Annotated in this window: 28 protein-coding genes, 1 tRNA gene and 1 riboswitch; of the genes, 11 read left to right on the top strand and 18 right to left on the bottom strand. The window is 40.4% G+C overall.

Annotation, left to right across the window (positions count from 1 at the left end; all coding sequences use genetic code 11):
* Positions 1-27: 27 nt before the first annotated feature.
* The 8 genes from pmp23 to CYK18_RS02335 form a co-directional block, all read right to left on the bottom strand.
* Positions 28-642 (bottom strand): cell wall hydrolase Pmp23, encoded by a 615-nt coding sequence (gene pmp23, locus CYK18_RS02370; RefSeq protein WP_061439446.1) that lies wholly within the window; start codon positions 640-642, stop codon positions 28-30.
* A complete protein-coding gene (locus tag CYK18_RS02365; RefSeq protein WP_180947998.1) occupies positions 642-1,616 on the bottom strand; it encodes a nucleoid-associated protein in 975 nt (324 codons plus the stop codon). Before CYK18_RS02365 ends, pmp23 begins: the two co-directional genes overlap by 1 nt.
* Before the next feature lie 7 nt (positions 1,617-1,623).
* Positions 1,624-2,880 (bottom strand): serine hydroxymethyltransferase, encoded by a 1,257-nt coding sequence (glyA, locus tag CYK18_RS02360; protein ID WP_000575485.1) that lies wholly within the window; start codon positions 2,878-2,880, stop codon positions 1,624-1,626.
* Between the two features lie 61 nt (positions 2,881-2,941).
* Complete coding sequence (locus tag CYK18_RS02355; protein WP_101784815.1) at positions 2,942-3,373, bottom strand: GNAT family N-acetyltransferase; 432 nt, start codon at positions 3,371-3,373, stop codon at positions 2,942-2,944.
* 1 nt (position 3,374) lies between these two features.
* Positions 3,375-3,977 (bottom strand): L-threonylcarbamoyladenylate synthase, encoded by a 603-nt coding sequence (locus CYK18_RS02350; protein WP_180947997.1) that lies wholly within the window; start codon positions 3,975-3,977, stop codon positions 3,375-3,377.
* Positions 3,961-4,797, bottom strand: a complete 837-nt coding sequence (gene prmC, locus CYK18_RS02345) for a peptide chain release factor N(5)-glutamine methyltransferase (protein ID WP_101784811.1) — start codon at positions 4,795-4,797, stop codon at positions 3,961-3,963. The genes CYK18_RS02350 and prmC overlap by 17 nt, the downstream gene beginning before the upstream one ends.
* Positions 4,797-5,876, bottom strand: a complete 1,080-nt coding sequence (prfA, locus tag CYK18_RS02340; RefSeq protein WP_033680345.1) for a peptide chain release factor 1 — start codon at positions 5,874-5,876, stop codon at positions 4,797-4,799. The genes prmC and prfA overlap by 1 nt, the downstream gene beginning before the upstream one ends.
* Entirely contained in the window at positions 5,873-6,463 is a 591-nt protein-coding gene (locus CYK18_RS02335) for a thymidine kinase (protein WP_000068154.1), read from the bottom strand. Before CYK18_RS02335 ends, prfA begins: the two co-directional genes overlap by 4 nt.
* 123 nt (positions 6,464-6,586) lie before the next feature.
* On the opposite strand from CYK18_RS02335, the gene CYK18_RS02330 reads away from it, so the two are divergent.
* Both CYK18_RS02330 and mnmE read left to right on the top strand, forming a co-directional pair.
* The gene (locus CYK18_RS02330; RefSeq protein ID WP_001117401.1) at positions 6,587-6,769 is read left to right on the top strand and encodes a 4-oxalocrotonate tautomerase; all 183 of its coding nucleotides are present in this window, start codon (positions 6,587-6,589) and stop codon (positions 6,767-6,769) included.
* 137 nt (positions 6,770-6,906) lie between these two features.
* Positions 6,907-8,280: a tRNA uridine-5-carboxymethylaminomethyl(34) synthesis GTPase MnmE gene (gene mnmE / locus CYK18_RS02325; RefSeq protein ID WP_101784809.1), complete on the top strand. Its 1,374-nt coding sequence runs from the start codon at positions 6,907-6,909 to the stop codon at positions 8,278-8,280.
* 45 nt (positions 8,281-8,325) lie between these two features.
* On the opposite strand, the gene dapA is transcribed toward mnmE, so the two are convergent.
* The 5 genes from dapA to CYK18_RS02300 form a co-directional block, all read right to left on the bottom strand.
* Positions 8,326-9,261, bottom strand: coding sequence for a 4-hydroxy-tetrahydrodipicolinate synthase (dapA, locus tag CYK18_RS02320; protein WP_000121606.1), 936 nt, complete (start codon positions 9,259-9,261; stop codon positions 8,326-8,328).
* Between the two features lie 55 nt (positions 9,262-9,316).
* Positions 9,317-10,393, bottom strand: coding sequence for an aspartate-semialdehyde dehydrogenase (locus CYK18_RS02315; protein WP_101784807.1), 1,077 nt, complete (start codon positions 10,391-10,393; stop codon positions 9,317-9,319).
* A 225-nt stretch (positions 10,394-10,618) separates the two neighbouring features.
* Complete coding sequence (locus tag CYK18_RS11005; protein WP_101776731.1) at positions 10,619-10,828, bottom strand: hypothetical protein; 210 nt, start codon at positions 10,826-10,828, stop codon at positions 10,619-10,621.
* A gap of 115 nt (positions 10,829-10,943) precedes the next feature.
* Positions 10,944-11,016: transfer RNA gene (locus CYK18_RS02305), tRNA-Thr, on the bottom strand.
* Between the two features lie 100 nt (positions 11,017-11,116).
* Positions 11,117-11,626 carry a QueT transporter family protein gene (locus CYK18_RS02300; protein ID WP_000737072.1) on the bottom strand — a complete coding sequence of 170 codons (510 nt, stop codon included), beginning with the start codon at positions 11,624-11,626 and terminating at the stop codon, positions 11,117-11,119.
* Positions 11,624-11,720: riboswitch (PreQ1 riboswitch) on the bottom strand. (Overlaps the previous gene by 3 nt.)
* Before the next feature lie 28 nt (positions 11,721-11,748).
* Here CYK18_RS02300 and CYK18_RS02295 point away from each other — a divergent pair.
* Both CYK18_RS02295 and mscL read left to right on the top strand, forming a co-directional pair.
* Positions 11,749-12,180: a GtrA family protein gene (locus CYK18_RS02295; protein ID WP_101784805.1), complete on the top strand. Its 432-nt coding sequence runs from the start codon at positions 11,749-11,751 to the stop codon at positions 12,178-12,180.
* Positions 12,181-12,261: 81 nt separating this feature from the next.
* Positions 12,262-12,642, top strand: a complete 381-nt coding sequence (mscL, locus tag CYK18_RS02290) for a large conductance mechanosensitive channel protein MscL (RefSeq protein ID WP_101784803.1) — start codon at positions 12,262-12,264, stop codon at positions 12,640-12,642.
* 40 nt (positions 12,643-12,682) lie between these two features.
* Here mscL and hemH read toward each other — a convergent pair whose 3' ends face one another.
* A complete protein-coding gene (gene hemH, locus CYK18_RS02285; protein ID WP_101784801.1) occupies positions 12,683-13,777 on the bottom strand; it encodes a ferrochelatase in 1,095 nt (364 codons plus the stop codon).
* A 153-nt stretch (positions 13,778-13,930) separates the two neighbouring features.
* On the opposite strand from hemH, the gene pepT reads away from it, so the two are divergent.
* Entirely contained in the window at positions 13,931-15,154 is a 1,224-nt protein-coding gene (pepT, locus tag CYK18_RS02280; RefSeq protein WP_101784799.1) for a peptidase T, read from the top strand.
* 138 nt (positions 15,155-15,292) lie between these two features.
* On the opposite strand, the gene pta is transcribed toward pepT, so the two are convergent.
* The 4 genes from pta to yjbM are packed head-to-tail and all read right to left on the bottom strand — an operon-like array spanning position 15,293 to position 18,677.
* Complete coding sequence (gene pta / locus CYK18_RS02275; protein WP_101784797.1) at positions 15,293-16,267, bottom strand: phosphate acetyltransferase; 975 nt, start codon at positions 16,265-16,267, stop codon at positions 15,293-15,295.
* A gap of 43 nt (positions 16,268-16,310) precedes the next feature.
* A complete protein-coding gene (locus tag CYK18_RS02270) occupies positions 16,311-17,207 on the bottom strand; it encodes an RluA family pseudouridine synthase (protein ID WP_101784795.1) in 897 nt (298 codons plus the stop codon).
* Positions 17,204-18,022: an NAD kinase gene (locus tag CYK18_RS02265; protein ID WP_101784792.1), complete on the bottom strand. Its 819-nt coding sequence runs from the start codon at positions 18,020-18,022 to the stop codon at positions 17,204-17,206. Before CYK18_RS02265 ends, CYK18_RS02270 begins: the two co-directional genes overlap by 4 nt.
* Positions 18,006-18,677, bottom strand: a complete 672-nt coding sequence (yjbM, locus tag CYK18_RS02260) for a GTP diphosphokinase (protein WP_000171685.1) — start codon at positions 18,675-18,677, stop codon at positions 18,006-18,008. Before yjbM ends, CYK18_RS02265 begins: the two co-directional genes overlap by 17 nt.
* Before the next feature lie 128 nt (positions 18,678-18,805).
* Here yjbM and CYK18_RS02255 point away from each other — a divergent pair, with 128 nt between their 5' ends.
* From CYK18_RS02255 to CYK18_RS02230, 6 genes are all read left to right on the top strand, one after another.
* The gene (locus CYK18_RS02255) at positions 18,806-19,375 is read left to right on the top strand and encodes a CYTH domain-containing protein (protein WP_101784790.1); all 570 of its coding nucleotides are present in this window, start codon (positions 18,806-18,808) and stop codon (positions 19,373-19,375) included.
* Positions 19,376-19,486: 111 nt separating this feature from the next.
* Complete coding sequence (locus CYK18_RS02250; RefSeq protein ID WP_001283823.1) at positions 19,487-20,446, top strand: ribose-phosphate diphosphokinase; 960 nt, start codon at positions 19,487-19,489, stop codon at positions 20,444-20,446.
* 9 nt (positions 20,447-20,455) lie between these two features.
* Positions 20,456-21,571: a cysteine desulfurase family protein gene (locus CYK18_RS02245; protein WP_000639650.1), complete on the top strand. Its 1,116-nt coding sequence runs from the start codon at positions 20,456-20,458 to the stop codon at positions 21,569-21,571.
* 4 nt (positions 21,572-21,575) lie between these two features.
* Positions 21,576-21,923, top strand: coding sequence for a DUF1831 domain-containing protein (locus tag CYK18_RS02240; protein ID WP_000863540.1), 348 nt, complete (start codon positions 21,576-21,578; stop codon positions 21,921-21,923).
* Positions 21,924-21,930: 7 nt separating this feature from the next.
* A complete protein-coding gene (locus CYK18_RS02235) occupies positions 21,931-22,140 on the top strand; it encodes a DUF4649 family protein (protein ID WP_004254203.1) in 210 nt (69 codons plus the stop codon).
* Between the two features lie 88 nt (positions 22,141-22,228).
* On the top strand, positions 22,229-22,870 hold the full coding sequence (locus CYK18_RS02230; RefSeq protein WP_000653414.1) for a redox-sensing transcriptional repressor Rex: 642 nt from the start codon (positions 22,229-22,231) through the stop codon (positions 22,868-22,870).
* Positions 22,871-22,886 lie beyond the last annotated feature (16 nt).

Below are 22,886 nucleotides of genomic sequence, written 5' to 3'. Positions count from 1 at the left end.
AAGAAAACTTATAAAAAAACACCTGGGCTAGCCAGATGTCGAAAAGAGAGTGAAACATTTGATGATGTAAAGGTTGAGTTGCACCTGTCTAGAATAGTAATAGTTTCCTCCATTTACATAGAGTTCGGCACCGTGAAAAATGGAAATAGGGTGAATATAACTATAAGTCTTTCCAGTGGTATTGCCAAGCAAGGGGGCAACAGTCTCACGAGAGTACTGTTTGGCCAGAGCCAAGGTATTTTCCTTGCCATTTTGGGCGATAAAATCGATATAGGCAGGTCCAAAATTATAGGCTTGAACAGCTGTCCAGACATCTACATCCTTCTTCTGGGCCAGATAGAGATTGTCTGTCAGAGTTTGAACGCCTTGCCGAATGCTAGAGGCATTATCATTGATGGTGTTGGTGGAACCACTTGCAGACTCACTAGACTGCATAACATCGCCTTCTTTTCCTTTTGTTTCAGTATAAATCATAGCGAGCACAAGCTCTTCGTTTGCTGGAGTGTCTTTTTCACTCAAAATTTCTCGCACCATGGGTTGATAGGTCATGACTTGCTTAACATCTTGGTGAACTCGATAAGCTTTATATCCAGCAAAAAGGAAGACTGCTAGTACAAGCACTCTTCGAATTCGTTTAAACATTATTTACTTTGGATATCCTCGATATTTTTGATTAAGATAGAGTAAGTTCCATTGTCATTTTGGATAAACTCAACAGACTCGGCGTCTTGATAGACGTTATTGGGAACGATGAGCTCAATTCCATTTGATAAGGAGAGTTTTTGGTTTTCAAATTTTTTAAGCTGGCGACTGGCATCAATTTCATCAAATTGAACTGGTTCTGGTACAGCTTCCTTGACTTGGTCAATAAAGCTCAAACGAGCCGTCAGATTATTGTCAAAAAGGTCATTGGCCAATTTTTCAGGTGATAATTCATTGCTTTCTTCTAGGTTGTTGAAAATCGCTGATTTGACCTTGGATTGAAATTGAAAATCATCTGTGTTAAAAGTCTCAGCAATTCTTTGGGCTGTTTTTTCCAATTCCTTGATAGATTTCTTAGGAGAAATCTTAGGAGCGACAGCAAGAAGATTTTCTGAAAAATAGTTCAAAAAAGTCCCGTTGTACTTGATTCGTTTTTCAATCAGATGGTACTTGTGGCTTTGAAGATTAACCACCAAGGCCTCATCAGCCCCTGTTCCAAATCCAGGCAAGTTATTCTGAGTCAGCTTGATTGGATTATCAACTTCTCCACCGAGGTGGGTCAAGGTCTCACGCAGAGCAATTCGCAAGAAAGCGAAATGTTCCACGCCTTCTTTAGAAAATTGCACAAAAATCAAGTCATTTGTCTTGAAGTTTTCAGAAATACTGAACTCTTCTTTCCAGAGATTAGCCAGTGTTACTGATGTCTCCAACAAATCGTCTGTGATATGATTGAAGAAGGGATTTTCTTCTTCGAAAATCCCAGTCTTGGCTTCATCTGAATACACACGTTCAATTTTTTTACGCAAGTATTCTTCGATTTTTGGAGTAATATTGAGAAACTTATCCGCTAGGAACAGCTCGGTGTCATCCGGACTGAACTGGTGAATAATGGCTTTCTTAATATAAATGTCCATAAAAGTTTTAGTCCTCGTATAATGGGAAGGCATCTGTCAATTCTTTGACTGCACTTCTCACTTCTTCTAAGACAGCATCATTTTCTGCATTCTTAAAGGTTTTAATGATGAGTTCAGCCACTTTGCGACTTTCTTCTTCACCAAATCCACGCGCAGTAATGGCTGCAGATCCGATACGAATACCACTTGTCTTGAATGGTGACAAGGTTTCGTAAGGAATTGAGTTTTTATTTAGGGTAATATTGACTTCATCCAGCAAGTTTTGAGCAACTTTTCCATTTTCTACAACTTTAGTCACATCCACTAGGAAGAGATGGTTTTCAGTTCCGCCAGAAATGATACGGAAATCAGGATCTTGCAAAAAGACATCTGCCATAGCCTTGCTGTTTTTGATAACATTAGCAGCATATTCCTTGAAGGCTGGATCCAAAACTTCTTTGAAGGAAACAGCTTTAGCCGCCACAACGTGCTCCAAAGGCCCCCCCTGAATACCAGGGAAAATAGCTGAGTTGATTTTCTTAGCTAAGTCTTCATCATTGGTCAAAATCAAACCACCACGAGGGCCACGAAGGGTTTTGTGGGTTGTGGTTGTCGTGATATGAGCGTATGGTACGGGGCTTGGATGTAGACCAGCAGCAACCAAACCAGCGATATGAGCCATATCTACCATAAGTTTAGCCCCAACAGTGTCCGCAATTTCACGGAATTTTGAAAAGTCGATAATTTGAGAATAGGCTGAAGCACCTGCTACGATCAATTTTGGTTTTACTTCTTGGGCTTGTTTCAAGATAGCATCAAAGTCCAAGAGTTCCGTTTCAGGGTCAACACTGTAAGAAACAAAGTTGTAGGTTTGACCTGAGAAGCTAACTGGAGCTCCGTGGGTCAAGTGTCCACCTGCTGCCAAATCCATCCCCATAACGGTATCACCTGGCTCAATTAAGGCCATGTAAGACGCACAGTTGGCTTGGCTTCCTGAGTGAGGTTGGACATTAGCGAATTTAGCGCCGAAAATTTCTTTTGCACGTTCAATAGCTAGACTTTCTACCACGTCTACCACATCAGTTCCACCATAGTAACGGCGTCCTGGGTAACCTTCGGCGTATTTATTCGTCAAGATAGACCCTTGAGCTGCCATAACAGCCTTGGAAACTACGTTTTCCGAAGCAATCAACTCAATGTTGTTTTGTTGTCGTTCTTCTTCTTTGGCAATAGCATTCCAGAGATCAGCATCATATGCTTTAAAATCATCTTTGTCAAAAATCATAGGTCTTCTCCTTTATTGTGTGACTAGTCCATTAGTTTAATTTTCTTATTAGAAAATCAAACTAAAAGATGCGAATAAACCGTTTCTGCATTTTATCACAAGTATAACCAATTTTTTCATAAAATGCATGAGCACCCAGACGATGATCAGCAGAGTTTAAGCGGATAAACCCATAACCACGTCTTTTTGCTTCTTGATCCAACCCTTGTAATAAGCTTTTACCAATACCTTGACCTTGCGCTTGAGGTGAAACTGCTAAAGCTAAAATATTAAATCCTGCTTTAGAATAAAGTGATTCATAGACTTCAGCGTGGACATATCCAAGTAAGCCATGACTAGCTACATCCTCATAGCCAAGTAGGAAATGATGGGAATCCTGAGACAGTCTAGCTAGTTGGCTAGCCGTTTCCTCTGGACTAAAAGAATAGCCCAAAGCCTCTTGATTAATTGCACAAATAGCTTTCACATCAGTTTCTATTAAATTTCTGAGCATTTCATGCCTCCTCAAAAGAAATCTCTGGCAACTGAGCAAGAATATCTTCTCGCTTAATGGCCCCTTGGCGTAAGATTTTCACCTTATCTCCAGACAAGTCCAAAATAGTTGAATCCTGTCCAGTTAGAAAAGCATCGTCTTCCAGACCCAGAACCTCTTGGTCAAAATCCTTCAGAATTTGTTCAAAGGTTACTCCACTTGCCTGACCTGAAATATTGGCAGACGGTCCAATCAGGGGTCCTGTCACTCGAATTAAATCCAGTGTGATAGGGTGACTGGGCATCCGAAATCCAACAGTTTCAAGACCAGAATTGACCCAATAGGGGACTCTGTCATTAGCTTCGAGAATAATGGTCAAGGGACCTGGTAAAAAGGTCTCTACAAGTTTTTGTAGATAAGTTGGCTGATTCTTAGAAAAGTGCAAGATGTCCTCGAGAGAGGCTATATTGAGATTGAGCGCCTTATCTCTAGGACGTCGTTTGAGCTGGTATACGTGATCAACTGCTTTTTCGTCTAGAGCCTTGGCAAAAAGACCGTAAACTGTCTCTGTAGGCAGAACGACAGCGCCGCCATTTTCCAACTCTTGTCTAATCCTGTTCATCATCAACCACGACCATCCTATCTTGACCAAATTGGTCCTTAAGTGTTCTTACACGTTTTTCAGGAAAATGCTTCCTAAAAAGTTCAGGAACACTTTGACCTTGCTTGTATCCAATTTCAAGGTAAATCTTACCACCGTCTTTGAGATAGTCTTTTGCATCTTCAGCAATTCTACGGTAAATAGCTAGGCCATCCTCGTCTGCAAAGAGAGCTAGATGAGGCTCCGAATACAAGACATTCAAGCCGACCTCTGACTCATCTTCACGAGAGATATAGGGTGGATTGGAAACAATTATATCATATTTTTCAGAAATTTCTGTAAAACAGTCAGATTTTTTAAAAAATATTTGAAGATTTTGATTTTTAGCATTTTCGCTAGCTAATTCTAAAGCCTCTTGAGAAATATCTGCTGCTGTCACTGACCAATCTGGTCTATTTTTAGAGAGTGCAAGAGCTATAGCTCCACTTCCTGTTCCAATATCAAGAACCGAAAGATTTTCTTCATGATTTTCAGCCAGGATAAGCTCCACCAACTCCTCAGTCTCTGGTCGGGGAATCAAAACCCGCTCATCAACTGTTAACTGCATTCCAAAGAAATCTGCATGACCGATAATGTACTGGGCTGGTTTATGAGCTACTAACTGCTGGTAAATTTCCCCTACAAATTGTTTTTCTTCCTCTGTTACCTCTTGCTGGAGGGCAAAAACAAAGTCTGTAAAAGTGAGGTTTTTCAGGCTACGATAGACAAAAGAGAGGCTTTCAGCTTCCTCTCCTTGTCTTATCAACTCTTCTTCAAAATCTGAAAATAATTGAGCTAATTTCATTATTTATTTAATTCTTCTAATTTTTGCGTTTGGTCATAGAGCACCAAGGCATCCACAACTTCGTCCAATTTACCAGACAAAATGGTATCTAGTTTTTGGAGGGTTAAACCGATACGGTGGTCTGTGACACGGTTTTGTGGGAAGTTATAAGTACGAATCCGTTCTGAACGGTCACCAGTACCGATTGTTGACTTACGCTCAGCGTCTTGTTCATCTTGTGCAATCTGAGCAAAGTGGTCAGCAACACGCGCACGAATGATTTTCATGGCCTTCTCACGGTTTTTCTGCTGGGTACGTTCTTCCTGCATCTCAACCTTGATATTGGTTGGCAAGTGAACGATACGAACGGCTGTCGCAACCTTATTGACGTTCTGTCCACCAGCACCAGAGGCATGGTAGATGTCAACACGAAGGTCTTTTGGATCAATATCGTATTCAACTTCTTCCACTTCAGGCATAACAAGAACTGTCGCTGTCGAAGTATGAACACGGCCTTGGCTTTCTGTCACAGGAACACGTTGCACACGATGGGCACCAGATTCATACTTGAGTTTAGAGTAAACAGATTGACCTGAAACCATGGCAACGACTTCTTTGAAACCACCGACACCGTTCATAGAAGCTTCCATGACTTCAAATCGCCAGCCTTGGGCTTCTGCATACTTTTGGTACATAGTTAGAAGGTCTCCGGCGAAAAGTGCCGCTTCGTCACCACCAGCCGCTCCACGAATTTCAAGGATGATGTTCTTGTCATCGTTTGGATCCTTTGGAAGGAGCAAAATTTTGAGTTTTTCTTCGTATTCTTCTTTTTCAGCCTTGGCATCTTTCAATTCTTGCTTAGCCATTTCTTCCAAATCCGCATCTTCGCCTGATTCCTTAATCATCTCTTCGGCATCAACGATGTTTTGAAGGACTTGTTTGTATTCTCGATAAGCCGTCACTGTATCACGGCTTGAAGCCTCTTCTTTTGAGAGATCCATGAAACGCTTGGTGTCCGAAACCACATCTGGGTCACTGAGCAACTCTCCTAATTCTTCATAACGGTCTTCTACAGCTTGTAGTTGATCATAGATGTTCATTTTTCTTCATTCTCCTTATTGATTTCAGGGGCAAAATAATGTTTACGGCAAACTGAGATATAGGTTTCGTTACCACCAATCTGGATCTGTTCTCCATCGTAAACGGGCAGTCCATCCTGTGTTCGCAAAACCATAGTCGCCTTTTTCTTACAATACTGACAGATGGTCTTGATTTCGTCAATCTTGTCTGCTAACAGCAAGAGATACTTGGAACCTTCGAACAGTTCATTTCGAAAATCATTTTTCAAACCAAAAGCCATGACAGGTATGTCTAACTCATCAACAACACGAGCTAGGTCATAAACATGATGACGTTTGAGAAACTGGGCTTCATCGACCAAAACACAGTATGGTTTCTCAGGTAAATCTCGGATAAATCCAAAAATATCTGTTGACTCCTCAATTGCAATGGCAGAGCGTTTCATGCCAATACGACTCGACACATAGCCAACACCGTCACGAGTATCCAGAGCTGAGGTCATAATCACAACACCTTTTCCTTGCTCCTCATAGTTATAGGCCACTTTGAGAATCTCAATCGTCTTACCAGAGTTCATGGTCCCATAACGATAATACAACTGTGCCATGTTTCTTGCTTCACGTCCATTTCTAAATTTTTGCTACATTCTAGTATATCATAATTTTCTTAAGCTTTAAACGGCAAAATGTGGTAAAATAGAAGAAATCAAAAACTAGTGGAGGAAGCTATTATGCCATTTGTACGCATCGATTTATTTGAAGGACGCACACTCGAGCAAAAGAAAGCTCTTGCTAAGGAAGTAACGGAAGCTGTTGTCCGTAACACTGGAGCACCTCAATCTGCTGTCCATGTCATCATCAACGACATGCCAGAAGGAACTTACTTCCCTCAAGGTGAAATGCGCACCAAATAATCTAGCTTAAGCAGAATTGCTTAGGCTTTTTCAATCTCCAAGTAGCATCCATTGAAGAAATAGTTCAAATTTGTTACAATTTGAAAAGAGACTTGGAAAAATTTCCAATAAAAGAGCTATTTATTAAAGGAAACATTATGATTACACGTGAATTTGATACCATCGTTGCTATCTCTACTCCACTAGGTGAAGGGGCTATTGGTATTGTCCGCCTGAGCGGAACAGAAAGTTTTGCTATTGCGCAAAAGATTTTTAAAGGAAAAGACTTGAGTAAGGTTGCTAGCCATACTCTTAACTACGGTCACATTGTTGACCCTCAGACAGGGAAGGTCATGGACGAGGTTATGGTTGGAGCTATGAAGTCTCCAAAGACCTTCACTCGTGAAGATATTATCGAGATTAACACCCACGGTGGGATTGCGGTGACCAATGAAATTCTCCAACTAGCGATCCGTGAAGGAGCTCGCTTGGCAGAACCTGGTGAATTTACCAAACGTGCCTTTCTAAACGGTCGTGTGGATTTGACACAGGCTGAGGCGGTCATGGATATCATCCGCGCCAAGACAGACAAGGCCATGAACATTGCGGTCAAACAACTTGATGGTTCCCTTTCTGATCTTATCAATAATACTCGTCAAGAAATCCTCAATACACTTGCCCAGGTCGAGGTCAATATTGATTATCCTGAGTATGACGATGTTGAGGAAGCCACTACTGCTGTTGTCCGAGAGAAGACTATGGAGTTTGAGCAATTGCTAACCAATCTCCTTAGGACAGCCCGCCGCGGTAAAATCCTCCGTGAGGGAATTTCAACAGCCATCATCGGACGTCCAAACGTTGGGAAATCCAGCCTCCTCAACAACCTCTTGCGTGAGGATAAGGCTATCGTTACAGACATTGCTGGTACTACTCGAGATGTCATCGAAGAATACGTCAACATCAATGGTGTTCCTCTCAAATTGATTGATACAGCTGGTATCCGTGAAACGGATGACATCGTGGAACAAATAGGTGTTGAGCGTTCGAAAAAAGCCCTCAAGGAAGCCGACTTGGTTCTACTGGTGCTAAATGCCAGTGAACCACTGACTGCTCAAGACAGACAACTTCTTGAAATTAGTCAGGATACTAACCGTATTATTCTACTTAATAAAACAGACCTGCCTGAAGCGATTGAAATTTCGGAACTACCTGAAGACGTTATTCGTATTTCAGTCCTTAAAAACCAAAACATCGATAAGATTGAAGAGAAAATCAACAACCTCTTCTTTGAGAATGCCGGTTTTGTTGAGCAAGATGCTACCTACTTGTCAAATGCCCGTCACATTTCCCTGATTGAAAAAGCAGTTGAAAGCCTACAAGCTGTTAACGAAGGTCTTGAACTAGGTATGCCAGTTGACTTGCTTCAAGTTGATTTGACTCGTACTTGGGAAATCCTCGGAAAAATCACTGGGGATGCTGCTCCTGATGAACTCATCACCCAACTCTTTAGCCAATTCTGCTTAGGAAAATAAGAAAAATCCATGATCGTTCTTGCGGTCATGGATTTTATTGTCTTATTAGTAATCTGGTCTTAAGACACCTGTTACGGTTGCTTTAGTTGCTTCGTAGTCGCCATCTACAACAACCTTGATAATGCGTTTTGCATCTTCTTCTGGTGCTGGAACTAGAGGTAATCGAGTTGGACCAGCTTCAAATCCCATATAGTTGAGAACGGCCTTGACAGGAGCAGGACTTGGATATGAGAAGAGGGCATTAACCTTAGGAATGAATTTACGTTGAATAGCTGCGGCTTTCTTCATATCGCTTTCTGCAATGGCAGTAAACATCTCGTGCATTTCATCCCCATTTGTATGTGATGCAACAGAAATAACCCCATCCGCACCAAGGTTCATGGCATGGAAAGCATCTCCATCCTCACCTGTATAAATCAAGAACTCTTCTGGCTTGTGCTCAATCAAGTAAGCCATATTAGCCAAGCTAGTACATTCTTTGACACCGATAATATTTGGATGGTCAGCCAAACGAAGCATGGTTTCTGGAGTCAATTCGACAACTACACGCCCTGGAATGTTATAGATAATAATTGGTAGGTCAGAAGCATCTGCAATGGCTTTAAAATGCTGATACATTCCTTCTTGAGAAGGTTTGTTGTAGTAAGGAACAATAGCAAGCCCAGCTGCGAAACCACCAAATTCCGCTACTTCTTTGACAAACTCGATCGAGTCACGCGTATCATTGGTACCTACACCCGCAATCAAAGGAACTCGTCCATTGACAATCTTTTGTACAGCCGCAAAGAGTTCCAACTCCTCATCGTGGGTTAAAGTTGGACTCTCAGCAGTCGTTCCAGCTAGAAGAATGCCGTCTGTATGATGGGCCAATAAATGCTCAATCAAGGCTGGAATAGCATCAAAGTTGATAGAACCATCCTCGTGGAAAGGGGTAATGAAGGCTGTGATGATTTTACACTCTTTTAAATCTTGATAAGACATAAAAATACCTCTCTATTTCAAAGAAGGAGTTCATCTGAACTCCTAAACGATATGACTATTTTAATTCAAATTTCAATTCAGCTGTTGGACGAACCAAGCCACGTTCATGAAGAGTTTCAGCAATCTGAACTGAGTTCCAAGCAGCACCTTTAAGAAGGTTATCTGAAACAACCCACATGTGAATTCCTTTTTCCGCATCCAAGTCTTTACGGATACGACCAACAAAGGTATCACGTGAACCCACTGCATTGATGGCTTGAGGATAGATTTGATGAGCTACATCATCTTCAAGGACAGCGCCTGGGAAGGCTGCGATAGCTGCTTTCACTTCTTCAATTGGAGCCACTTCTTTTGTTTCGATGTAAATAGACTCAGAGTGAGCTGACAAGACTGGAATGCGCACACATGTTGCAGACACTGCGATGCTATCATCTTCCATGATTTTCTTAGTTTCCTTAGTCATCTTCATCTCTTCGTAAGTGTAATCATTGTCAGTGAAGACATCAATTTGTGGAAGAGCATTGAAGGCGATAGGGTAATGTTTCTTGTCACCGCCTGAAGGTAAGATTTCCGCATGCAAATCACGTGGTTTCACACCATCATTCAAAACTTCACGAAGTTCACGTTGTGTTTCAAGAATTGCTCCCATACCAGCACCTGAAACTGCTTGGTAAGTTGAAACAATGATACGATCCAAGCCCCATTTTTGACGAACTGGCTCAAGAGCTACCATCATTTGGATTGTTGAACAGTTAGGGCAGGCAATAATCCCGTTGTGGGCATCAAGTGCATGAGCATTGACCTCTGGAACAACCAAAGGAACATCTGGATTTTGACGGAAGTAAGATGTATTATCTACTACTACCGCTCCAGCTTTAACTGCATATGGTGCATACTTAGCTGATGTAGAACCACCTGCCGAAAAGAGAGCAATATCAACTCCTTCAAAAGCTGTTTCAGTCGTTTCTTCAATCGTAATATCTTGATCTTTAAATTTCAAAGTCTTGCCTGCTGAACGTGCAGAAGCAAGTAAACGAATTTTATCGATTGGAAGTGTTGATTCTTCCAACATTTTTATCATCTGAGCTCCGACAGCACCTGTCGCGCCGACTACAGCAACTGTATATCCCATAAATAACCTCTTTCGGAATTTTCTAAAAATTTCTATAATAGATGTATTATACTACTTTTTCCATGAATTGCAAAGCTTTTTCATCATTTTTTGGAAAATAAAAATCCCCAGTCGCTAGACCAGGGACTAAGAGGCATCTTCATGTGATGAGCAGGTTCACACAACTCATCAAGGTCCGCTCCTGCGTTATGACCTCCTTATGCTCAATAGTAGTCCGAAGACTACCTATCGACTCATCGCATCTACTATTCTACTAAAGAGAATGACTTTTGTCAACAAACGAAACTCTTTATACTCTTCGAAAATCTCTTCAAACTTCGTCAGCGTCGCCTTACCGTATGTATGGTTACTGACTTCGTCAGTTCTATCTACAACCTCAAAGCAGTGCTTTGAGCAACCTGCGGCTAGCTTCCTAGTTTGCTCTTTGATTTTCATTGAGTATTAATTTTATTTACACAGGTGCATAAGAAGTATCTTTGAAAAATTTGGGGCAGATTTGGGGAGACATAACCAAAACCCTTGTATATCAAGGGCTTTTCTGTTTATTTCATGCTAATTGCCGGGATTGAACCGGCGACCTCATCCTTACCATGGATGCGCTCTGCCAACTGAGCTAAATCAGCTTACTTGAAAAGTATACTATAATCAGAAAATTTTGTCAAGGTTTCCTTAGAAATTTTCCATAGGAAAAAGCCAGGTAAGAGCTACCTAGCTTATCTTCTTCTATTTGCTTAAATCGATTCGGCGACCAATTTTACCAATGATAATCGCTCCAATAATTAATGAGGCAAATTCACCAATTCCTGTTGTGAACCAAGTAAGGAAAAATGGTAATTGCGCCACGATATTCAACTCCGCAGCGATAGTAAACATGGAAATTGAAAAGAGGATTGAAAAGAAGAAATGATCTTTTCGAATTAATCCATTAAAGAGGTAATCTTTGCTGTATTTTGCAAAAAGCCAAACACCTAGACTGAGGAATACTAAGGTTGACCCACCACCAACAAAGACATCTAGCAGTCCGAAGCTAAAGAAATTAGCAATCATACAACCGATGGTAACTCCAATGATGTACTTAGGATTGTAAAAAGCCATAAAATTCATCATTTCTGAAATACGAAACTGATAAGCACCATAGCTGATGGCATTTAGAGGCGGTGTGACAGTCAAAACGACATAAATAGCAGCAACGATTGCAATGTCTGCAACATCACGAATAGTTAATTTTTTCATCTTTTCTCCTTTAGCGGTTGCCCGCGTGTAATATGCTTGGTGAAAGAAGCTAAGCACCAAGGGTTGCTTTATTCAACCTTACTAGTATAGCACAATAGCCTGCTTTATGCTATACTAAAAACATGAAAATTTGTATTCAAAAATTTCTTAACAATGAAATCTTAGCCTATCTCTTTTTTGGCCTTGCAACAACTCTAGTTTCGATTCTCTCACGACTAGTCATTTATCAATTAACCCATAAAGAACTCCTTGCTACTGGGCTAGCAAATAGTATCGGTATCCTCTTTGCCTTTATCACAAATGATATTATCGTGTTTAAGCAAGAAAGGAAGAATTGGCCTAAGCGTCTAGTGAAATTTTCTCTTGCTCGCCTTTCTACTTTTCTGTTAGATTTGCTCTTTACTTTTCTGTTTGTGACTCAATTCCCTCATATTATAGGGCAATTTGTAAATGAAAATCTTGATAAGATAAATGCAATCGAAACAGTTCTTGCACAAATATCAATAATTATTCTTAATTATATTTTAAGCAAACTATATATTTTTAAAAAATAAATTTTTTGAGCATATATCTTGCAAGCTTTTCTTAATTAATATATAATTAAGAGCAAAAATTTTTGAAAGGGGATTAAGAAAATGTTAAAAGATCTTAAAGCATTTTTGCTTCGTGGTAATGTTGTTGACCTTGCTGTCGGTGTGATCATTGCCTCTGCTTTTGGTGCTATCGTTACTTCATTTGTTAATGATATCATCACTCCACTCCTATTGAACCCAGCCTTGAAAGCTGCTAAAGTACAAAACATCGCTGAGCTTGCATGGAATGGTGTTACATATGGTAAATTCTTGAGTGCTATTATCAACTTCCTTGTTGTAGGTACTGTTCTCTTCTTCGTTATTAAAGCTATGGAAAAAGCTCAAAGCCTTACTAAGAAAGAAGAGGCTGCTGAGGAAGCTCCAGCTGCTCCAACTGAGTTGGAAGTACTTCAAGAAATCAAAGCCCTTCTTGAGAAAAAATAATCGATTAAAAGGATCTAGCGCAAAGCTAAATCCTTTTTCTTTACTCTTTCGGCAACTTACCTGCTTTCTCTAGCATTTTCTTAATCAAATAAGGCATCTTAACATTTTCACGACCTTTTTTCTCAATCAGTTTTTTCACAAATTCTGGCATTTGTAAATCTTGAGATTCGGCCAAAATGTTTTTCGTCTCGTCTGAAGGAACTAACTCATCAAAGGTCTCTTCTTCTGGGAGAAATTCCTTAAACTCTTGATGTTCATTGGCTCTGACGGTATTGACCAAGGCGTCAATCAAACGAGAATCTGTATTTGGCATTGGTGGACGATGGTAGTTTACACCAAATTCCTGACATAAGTCATAACATTCCACATCATTGTCAAACAAGACTTCAATATGCTCGCTAATGAAGCTGATAGGAACAAAAATATAATGGTCTGGATGTTCTTTCTGTTCTCTGAGATACTCTAAAACATCTGGCTTAATCCATGGAATCCCGATATCACTTTCACTCTGCCAAGTGTTAGTATATTGCTCTGAACTCAATCCTAGTTTTTCAGCGACTAGCTTGCTATTTTCGAAAATTTGGTCAATATATGGGTCACCAAAATCTAAGGCAAAAATAGGCACACTGTGGGCTGAAAAGATGACTTTAAAGCTATCCTGCTTTACTTCTTCTTTTAAAATTTTACCAATTTCATCTGCCCAATAGTTTAAGAGCGCTTCTTCCTGATACCAGTCCTTAATGACCAAAAATTGAATTTGCTTGCTTTCTAAAAATTTCTCATAACCCATGACAGAGTAAAAAGAATAATGGGGCTCCAAAATCAGGCAAATACACTGTTCAATGCCGTCTGCTTCCATTTGACCAATCACATCTGGGATAAAAGGTCTAGAAAACTTATTAGCAAAATAAACACTATACTCATTCCCCAGTTTAGCTTCTACTAAGGCAACCTCTTCACGGGTAATTCTTTGCAGAGGCGTACCTCCAATAAGTACATAATTATCATAGAGTGTTTGAATCTCGTGGTCTTGAGGTCTCACTCCACGACGAATATTTGTGAAAAAATCAGCCACACCTTCAAAGGTAATCTCTTCTGGCGAACCGAATGTCATCATTAAAATTGCTTTTTTCATAACTGCTTCCTTGTGATATTTTTATCAAGTTTATTTTATCATTTATCCATTAATAAGTAAACGCCAACATAGTGAATTTCCTTAACTTCTGTCTTTTGTTTTTCTTTTCTTTCTATGATACAATGGAAAAAATGAATTCAAAAGGAGTTTTTTATGACTTATCCAAATCTCTTGGACCGCTTCTTGACCTACGTTAAGGTCAACACGCGCTCTGATGAACACTCTACTACTACTCCAAGTACACAGAGTCAGGTGGACTTCGCAACCAATGTTCTTATCCCTGAAATGAAACGTGTTGGACTGCAAAATGTTTATTATCTGCCAAATGGTTTTGCAATTGGGACCTTACCAGCCAATGATCCATCTTTAACACGAAAAATTGGCTTCATCTCCCACATGGATACTGCTGACTTTAATGCCGAAGGAGTCAATCCACAGGTAATTGAAAACTACGATGGTGGTGTGATTAAACTAGGAAATTCTGGTTTCAAACTCGATCCAGCTGACTTTAAGAGTCTTGAGAAATATCCAGGACAAACGCTCATCACAACAGATGGAACAACCTTGCTAGGTGCTGATGATAAGTCTGGTATTGCTGAAATTATGACTGCTATTGAATATCTGACTGCCCACCCTGAAATAAAACACTGTGAGATTCGTGTTGGTTTTGGTCCAGATGAGGAAATTGGTGTTGGTGCTAATCAATTTGATGCAGATGATTTTGATGTGGACTTTGCCTACACAGTTGATGGTGGGCCATTAGGTGAGCTTCAGTACGAAACCTTTTCAGCAGCGGGTGCTGAATTGCATTTCCAAGGACGTAATGTCCACCCTGGTACTGCCAAAGGTCAGATGGTCAACGCCCTTCAGCTAGCAATTGATTTTCACAATCAACTTCCAGAGAATGACAGACCAGAGTTAACTGAAGGTTACCAAGGTTTTTACCATCTAATGGATGTGACAGGTAGTGTCGAGGAGGCGCATGCAAGCTACATCATTCGTGATTTTGAAAAAAATGCCTTTGAAGCGCGTAAAGCAGCTATGCAGTCTATCGCTGATAAGATGAATCAAGAACTTGGTAGCGACCGTGTCACCCTAAACTTGACAGACCAGTACTACAATATGAAAGAAGTCATTGAAAAAGATATGACTCCAATTACCATTGCCAAAGCCGTTATGGAAGATCTGGGTATCACTCCTATAATCGAACCAATCCGTGGAGGGACAGACGGCTCTAAGATTTCCTTTATGGGAATCCCAACTCCTAATATCTTTGCGGGAGGAGAAAATATGCACGGACGTTTTGAATACGTTAGCCTTCAGACTATGGAACGTGCAGTTGATACCATCATTGGTATCGTAGCTTATAAAGACTAAAATAGGCTGGGCAAAAACTCAATTTTAAGAGAAAATGAAGTAAATCTTCACACAATAAAACGCATAATATCAAGGACTCAGCACTTGATACTATGCGTTTTTTGATTATAAATACGAATTATTTAGTACAACTTCTCTTTATTGATGAACTGCTTGAGCTGCTGTGATAAGGGTCAACTTGTACACATCATCAGCATTACATCCACGAGAGAGGTCGTTAACTGGCTTGTTCAAACCTTGCAAAACAGGTCCTACAGCCGCAAAGCCACCAAGACGTTCAGCCATCTTGTAGCCAATATTTCCTGCTTCGATACCTGGGAAGATGAAAACATTTGCTTGACCAGCTACCGTACTTCTAGGAGCTTTCAGAGCTGCAGTTTCTGGAACAAAGGCTGCATCAAATTGCAACTCACCATCGATTTCAAGGTCAGGACGCAAGTCGTGAGCAATTTTAGTTGCTTCTACAACCTTATCGACGCTCTCACCAAATCCTGAACCTTTAGTAGAATAACTTAGCATAGCAATTTTAGGCTCGATGCCAAACATCTTAGCTGTGATTGCTGAGTTGATGGCAATTTCAGCCAAGGCTTCTGCATCAGGATTGATATTGATAGCACAGTCTCCAAATAGGTAACGTTCCGTACCACGAACCATGAGGAAGGCACCTGAAGTACGAGTCACATTTGGACGAGTTTTGATGATTTGTAGGGCTGGGCGAACTGTTGAAGCTGTTGAGTGAATCGCTCCTGACACCATTCCATCAACCAAGCCCAAGTAAACCAACATAACACCAAAATAGTTGACATCTTCAACCAAAACCTTGCGTGCATCTTCTTCAGACATTTTTCCCTTGCGACGCTCTACCAAGGCAGCAACCATTTCTTCAAATTGAGGATAATGTTGAGGGTCAATGACTTCATAACCATCCATGATACCTTCAATTTCAAGATAAATTTTAATTTTTTCAGGATTTCCAAGCAAAACAGGAATCACTTCTGTTTCTTTTACCAAACGTTTAGTTGCTTGGAGAATACGAGGCTCTTCCCCTTCAGGGAGAACGATACGAGCATTTTTACCAACTAGGTTGGCTTTGAGACTTTCAAAAACTTCCATGAGTTTTCTCCTTTAAGATAATAATTATACTCTGAAACAGTTTTTATAGAGTATTAGTTGATAACTGAGTAATAAGGTTACTGAAATCATCCGGCAAGGGACTTTCTAACTGCAAGTCCTGTTCTAAAAATGGATGATAGAAGGATAGGTAATGGCAATGCAAGGCCTGACGTTGAATGCCATCGTCCAGACTACCTCCGTACAAGTCATCGCCCAACAAAGGAAAACCAATATGAGAAAAATGGACTCGGATTTGGTGGGTTCGACCAGTGTGCAGGCGAATGTCGACCAAGTGAATATTTCCATAGGAAGCGACAATCTTATATGATGTATGGGCGTACTTTCCACCTTTAGCTACATGTCTAGTAATAATAGAGTCTTCATCACGCGCAATAGGAGCAATAATTTCCCCCTCTGCTTCCAAGTGTCCATCACCTTTAACCAAAGCAAAGTAGCGTTTCTCGATAGATTTCTTCTGCAACTGCTTATCTAGTCGTGCATGGGCATAGCCGTGCTTGGCAAAGAGCATCAAGCCAGAAGTATCTCTATCAAGTCTGGTTACAATGTGAACCTGCTGATTTTCGTAATTTTGCTTGACATAGTAACCCTTGATAAAATTGGCAATGGTATTGGAGTGATTGACACTAGGAATAGAAGCCACTCCATAGGGTTTATTTAAGACTAGAAAATGGTCATCCTCATAGAGAATATCCAGTGGGCGCTCGATTGCTTCCAGAGTTTCAAAGCCTTCCTCGGCGGGAATATCGATGGTAACTCGGTCGCCGATATCCAATAGATACGTTGCATTTTGCGGTTGATCATTGACCAGAATAGCTCCGCCTCGAAACTTAATCTTAGCCAGCAGTCCCTTAGAAACCTCGTGCTTTTTCAAAAAGGTCTTAACCTTGACATGCTCATCTGCGATAAATTCAAACCTCATTCGTCCACCTCGCCGATGAAAGCATCCTTAACACGATTCCAGAAACTGGTGTGACTCGGTGACGCGACAAAGTGAATCTTATGATGGTCGATTTGATACTCAATACGCTCAATATTGCGGAAGGAATAAACGCTATTGTCAACCGAAATAGTATGGTAATCGTTTCTCGTTGGCATGAGTTCAATCTTATCCTTCTTAGGAACAATAATGGAAGAGCCCAGCGTTCGATAGACACGATTATTAAGGCTGGCAATTTCCGTCAACTGAAGAGCTTCAATGGTAGGATGTAAAACAGCTCCACCAAGCGACTTGTTATAGGCTGTACTACCAGTCGGTGTCGAAACTGTTAGCCCATCTCCACGAAAGCGTTCAAAAGGAACACCGTTGATCACAACATCCGCCACCATAGTTCGATCAGATCTGCGGATGCTGGCTTCATTTAATGCTCTAAAAATCTTCACTTCACCATTTTCAAGAAAGATCTTCACATTCAGAACTGGGTAAGAGACTCTTGCTCCTGTATCTAGTTGCAAATTAGTCACTAGCTTATCCAACTCAAAATCACGGTAGTCCGTATAGAAGCCCAAATGTCCAGTGTGAACACCGATAAAGCGCACCTTATCAAGCTGGTCTTCGTACTTATGAAAGGCCGACAAGAGCATGCCATCCCCACCAATGGAAATAACGATATCTGGATTGGTATCATTGAGTATAAACTGATTTCTTTTCAAACGATCTCGCAATTCATACAAAACCCTTTGACTCTGTGGTTTTCTATTAGCTATCAGGTCAATTCGTTTACCTGTATTCTTCATCTGTATCGTCACTGTTTCCTACACCATCATTTAATTTTCTACTCAAAGGATCAAAAAGTGCCTGAGCTTCTTGAATATCATCACGAATTTTACCCATTTCTTCATCTAGCTGATGGGCAATCTTGGATGTAATTTCCAGTCGCTTCTTAATCTCCTCTGGGAAATCCCCTTGGTACTTGTAGTTGAGAGAATGTTCTATCGTTGCCCAGAAATTCATGGCCAAAGTACGAATTTGAATTTCTGCCAAAATGGTCTTGGCTCCATTGATAGTATCAACCGTATATTCTACTACCACGTGATAGGAACGATAGCCTGAGGCTTTTCGATGAGTAATGTAATCTCGCTCCTGTATGATCCGCATATCCTGACGCTTGCGCAAAATAGCCACAACTTCTTGGACATCATCTACAAACTGGACCATCACACGCAAACCAGCAATATCCTGTAAATCGTGTTCTAAGGTCGCATAAGTAATACCGCGTCGAGCCATTTTTTCCTTGATACTTTCAATTGGCTTAACTCGACCAGTCACAAACTCAATCGGAGAATGCTTATTTTGCTTACGATATTGCTTCCGAATACCACGTAGTTTAATCTTTAACTCACCAACAGCTTGAATGTAAGGATCTAGAAATTCTTCCCATTCTAAGGTCATATATTCTCCCTTGTTCTCATATTATCCTTCAAAAATATCTTTGATTTTTTCTCCAGATTTATATACAATAAATACAAAGCTATTATATCATATAATCCGCTTTCATAGATAAAGAAAAGGTAAGAAAAATGAAACATTTAGAAATTGAATTGAAAACACTCTTGAAAAAAGATGAATATGATCGTCTAAAAGACCAGTTCAGAGGTGTCACTCCTGTTCTTCAAAAAAATTACTACATCGACACACCTGATTTTGAGCTGCGAGAAAAGAAAGTTGCTATGCGCATTCGAACCTTTGAAGACTGGGCAGAATTGACACTCAAAGTCCCTCAAAGTGTTGGAAACATGGAATACAATCAAAAATTGCAACTAAATGATGCAGAAAACTATTTGATCAAGAAAGAACTTCCTCAAGGGCTAGTACTGGATGAATTGGCGAAACATGGTATTCAAAGCAAGAAATGGCAGGTACTCGGTTGTCTAACAACACTTCGCTATGAAATGCAAACAGCTATTGGCCTCATGGCGCTGGATGAAAGTCAGTACTTTGATATGACAGATTACGAATTAGAGCTTGAAGTGGAAAATCACGAGCAAGGCAAACAGGATTTCCAACAATTTTTAGAGGAAAATCAGATTACTTATCAAAAAGCTCCCTCAAAATTGGTCCGATTTGTCAAAAGCATGAAAAATAGCTGAAATAATCTCTATTTTTTGGTAAAATAGAAAAGATAAAATACAAAAATCCCAGTTCATATAGGCTAGGCAGATATGGCTAGGATTTAAAAAGTTTACAGAGGACGGTCTATAATGTCAGATAGAAAAAACATGAAACTTTTCGCACTCAACTCTAACCAAGAGATTGCACAGAAAATTGCTCAAGCTGTTGGTGTCCCACTTGGAAAACTATCATCACGTCAATTTTCAGACGGAGAAATCCAAGTAAATATCGAAGAAAGTGTCCGTGGTTATGATGTTTACATCATCCAATCAACAAGTTTCCCTGTTAACAACCACCTAATGGAATTGTTGATCATGGTTGACGCTTGTGTGCGCGCAAGTGCCCACAGTATCAACGTTGTCCTTCCATATTTTGGCTATGCACGTCAAGACCGCATTGCTTCACCACGTGAGCCACTTACAGCTAAACTAGTTGCTAATATGCTGGTTAAGGCTGGAGTTGACCGTGTCCTTACGCTTGATTTACACGCTGTTCAGGTTCAAGGTTTCTTTGATATTCCTGTCGATAACCTCTATACAGTTCCCCTATTTGCAAAACATTACTGCGATAAGGGGCTCCTTGGGTCAGATGTTGTCGTGGTTAGCCCTAAAAATTCAGGTGTAAAACGTGCTCGTAGCCTGGCTGAATATCTTGATGCTCCTATCGCCATTATCGACTATCCTCAAGACGATGCAACTCGCAACGAAGGTTATATCATCGGTGATGTTGAAGGTAAAAAAGCCATCTTGATTGACGATATTTTAAATACAGGACGTACCTTCTCTGAAGCTGCTAAAATCGTTGAACGTGAAGGGGCTACAGAAATTTATGCTGTTTCTAGCCACGGTCTCTTCGTTGAAGGTGCTGCTGAACTTCTTGACAATACTAATATTAAAGAAATTCTTGTGACTGATTCAGTAGCAACAAAAGAAAAAACTCCTAAAAACGTATGCTACATCACTGCTAGTGAGTTAATTGGTGATGCTATCGTCCGTATCCACGAAAGAAAACCAGTCAGCCCACTCTTTGCCTACAACAAAAAGAAATAAGGTGATTCTTTGATTTATTTGGACAATGCTGCAACGACTCCTATGTCAGCAGTTGCTATTTCAGCTATGACCAAGGTGATGCAAGAAACCCATGGAAACCCTTCTAGTATTCATGGTCATGGTCGTCAAGCTGGCAAACTCTTGCGAGAAGCCCGTCAGGAACTAGCTCAGTTACTAGGGACAAAACCTCAACATATCTTTTTCACTTCTGGTGGGACTGAAGGCAACAATACTGCTATCATTGGGTACTGCCTTCGTCATCAAGAACAAGGAAAACATATCATCACAACTGCCATTGAGCACCATGCCGTCCTTGAAACCATTGATTACTTGGTTCAACACTTCGGTTTTGAAGCAACCATTATCCAGCCAGAAAATCAAGAAATCACAGCCCAACAAATTCAAAAAGCTTTACGTGGCGATACGATTTTGGTTTCAACCATGTTTGCCAATAATGAGACAGGAAACCTACTGCCCATTGCTGAAATTGGCCAAATACTCAAGCAACACCCTGCTGCCTATCATGTCGATGCAGTTCAGGCAATCGGAAAAATCCCTATACACCCAGAAGAATTGGGCATTGATTTTCTCACCGCTTCTGCCCATAAATTCCATGGTCCTAAGGGAATCGGCTTTCTCTACGCATCTGGCATGGACTTTGATTCCTATCTCCATGGCGGAGACCAAGAACAGAAAAAACGTGCAGGGACTGAAAATCTAGCTGCCATAGTGGCTATGGTTGCAGCCCTAAAAGAAGACCTAGAAAAACAAGAAGAACATTTTCAACATGTACAAAATTTAGAAACTGCCTTTCTGGCAGAGCTAGAGGACATTCAATATTACTTGAATAGAGGAGAACATCATCTCCCTTATGTTCTCAATATTGGATTTCCTGGCCAGAAAAATGATCTCTTACTCCTTCGTCTAGATTTGGCTGGAATTTCAATCTCTACTGGCTCAGCCTGTACGGCAGGCATTGTTCAATCCAGCCATGTTCTTGAAGCTATGTATGGGGCAAATTCAGAACGCTTGAAGGAATCCGTTCGTATCAGTTTGTCGCCAGAAAATACTGTTGAAGACCTACAAACCCTCGCAAAAACCTTAAAAGAAATTATCGGAGGTTAGCCATATGGCATTTGAAAAAACCATTCAGTTAAAAAATTGTCGTTACGACTACACTCTTAGCCCTTCTGTTAAAAAATTCACCCTCAAAGACAACACTTTTTTTGAGACAAAGGTTGGTAACTATGAATTGACTCGCCTTTTGGAAAAAGTGCCAAACAGCGGTGAAGGCTTCCAACTCAAAATCATTATTAACAAGGAACTTACAGGGGCTAAAATCAATATCACTGACAAGTTTGGCCTTCGTCTAGTTGATATTTTCAAATCAGAAGACCACCACATTCATCAGGAAAAATTCTACTTCCTCATGGATAGCTTGGTAGAACGTGGTGTCTTTACAAAATCAGAAAGATAGAGCCAAAATGTTTGAACTGACCTATAAGGATAACTATCATGTAGAGCGGACTCTCAAGTATGAAGATTATGAGGCTCTCATGCTGGCTCTGTCAGGATGTGTGACCCTACCAGATACACTTTATGTGACTTCTTTGACTTTTAAGGGCCAGGAAGTTTACCAAGGTCTGGTCGGAGACCTCTACCGTTTTCTATCACATGCAGATTTTTTACATTAAAACTAAGATTTTTCTTAGTTTTTTCTTGTTTTTGTTGATTTTTTCACAATGTTTCTATAAAATAGAAGAATAGAAAGGTTGTGATTTTGTGAAAGATAAACAGTCTGCTATTCCAAAAGCTACAGCAAAAAGACTCTCTCTCTACTATCGAATTTTTAAGAGATTTCATGCAGAAAAGATTGAACGTGCCAACTCTAAGCAAATTGCAGAGGCCATTGGGATTGATTCAGCGACCGTACGTCGTGATTTTTCCTATTTTGGTGAACTAGGTCGGCGTGGATTTGGATATGATGTCAAAAAACTGATGACATTTTTTGCCGATTTGCTCAATGATAACTCCATCACCAATGTCATGCTGGTAGGTATTGGAAATATGGGCCATGCCCTTCTCCACTATCGCTTCCACGAACGTAACAAGATGAAGATTATCATGGCCTTTGACCTAGATGACCATCCCGAAGTCGGTAGCCAAACCCCTGATGGGATTCCTATTTACGGGATTTCTCAAATAAAGGATAAAATCAAGGATGCTGATGTCAAGACTGCTATCCTGACCGTTCCCAGCGTTAAGTCACAAGAGGTTGCTAATCTCTTGGTGGATGCTGGCGTGAAAGGAATTCTTAGTTTTTCACCAGTCCATCTGCATTTACCAAAAGATGTGGTCGTTCAGTATGTCGATTTGACAAGCGAACTCCAAACCCTCCTCTATTTCATGCGAAAAGAGGATTAGAAAGCGAAAATCATTT

The sequence above is a fragment of the Streptococcus mitis genome (genome assembly GCF_002860865.1).
Lineage (GTDB): Bacteria > Bacillota > Bacilli > Lactobacillales > Streptococcaceae > Streptococcus > Streptococcus mitis_AT.
The sequence above is the reverse complement of the archived record's forward strand: the minus strand, read 5'-3'. Positions and strand labels throughout refer to the sequence as shown.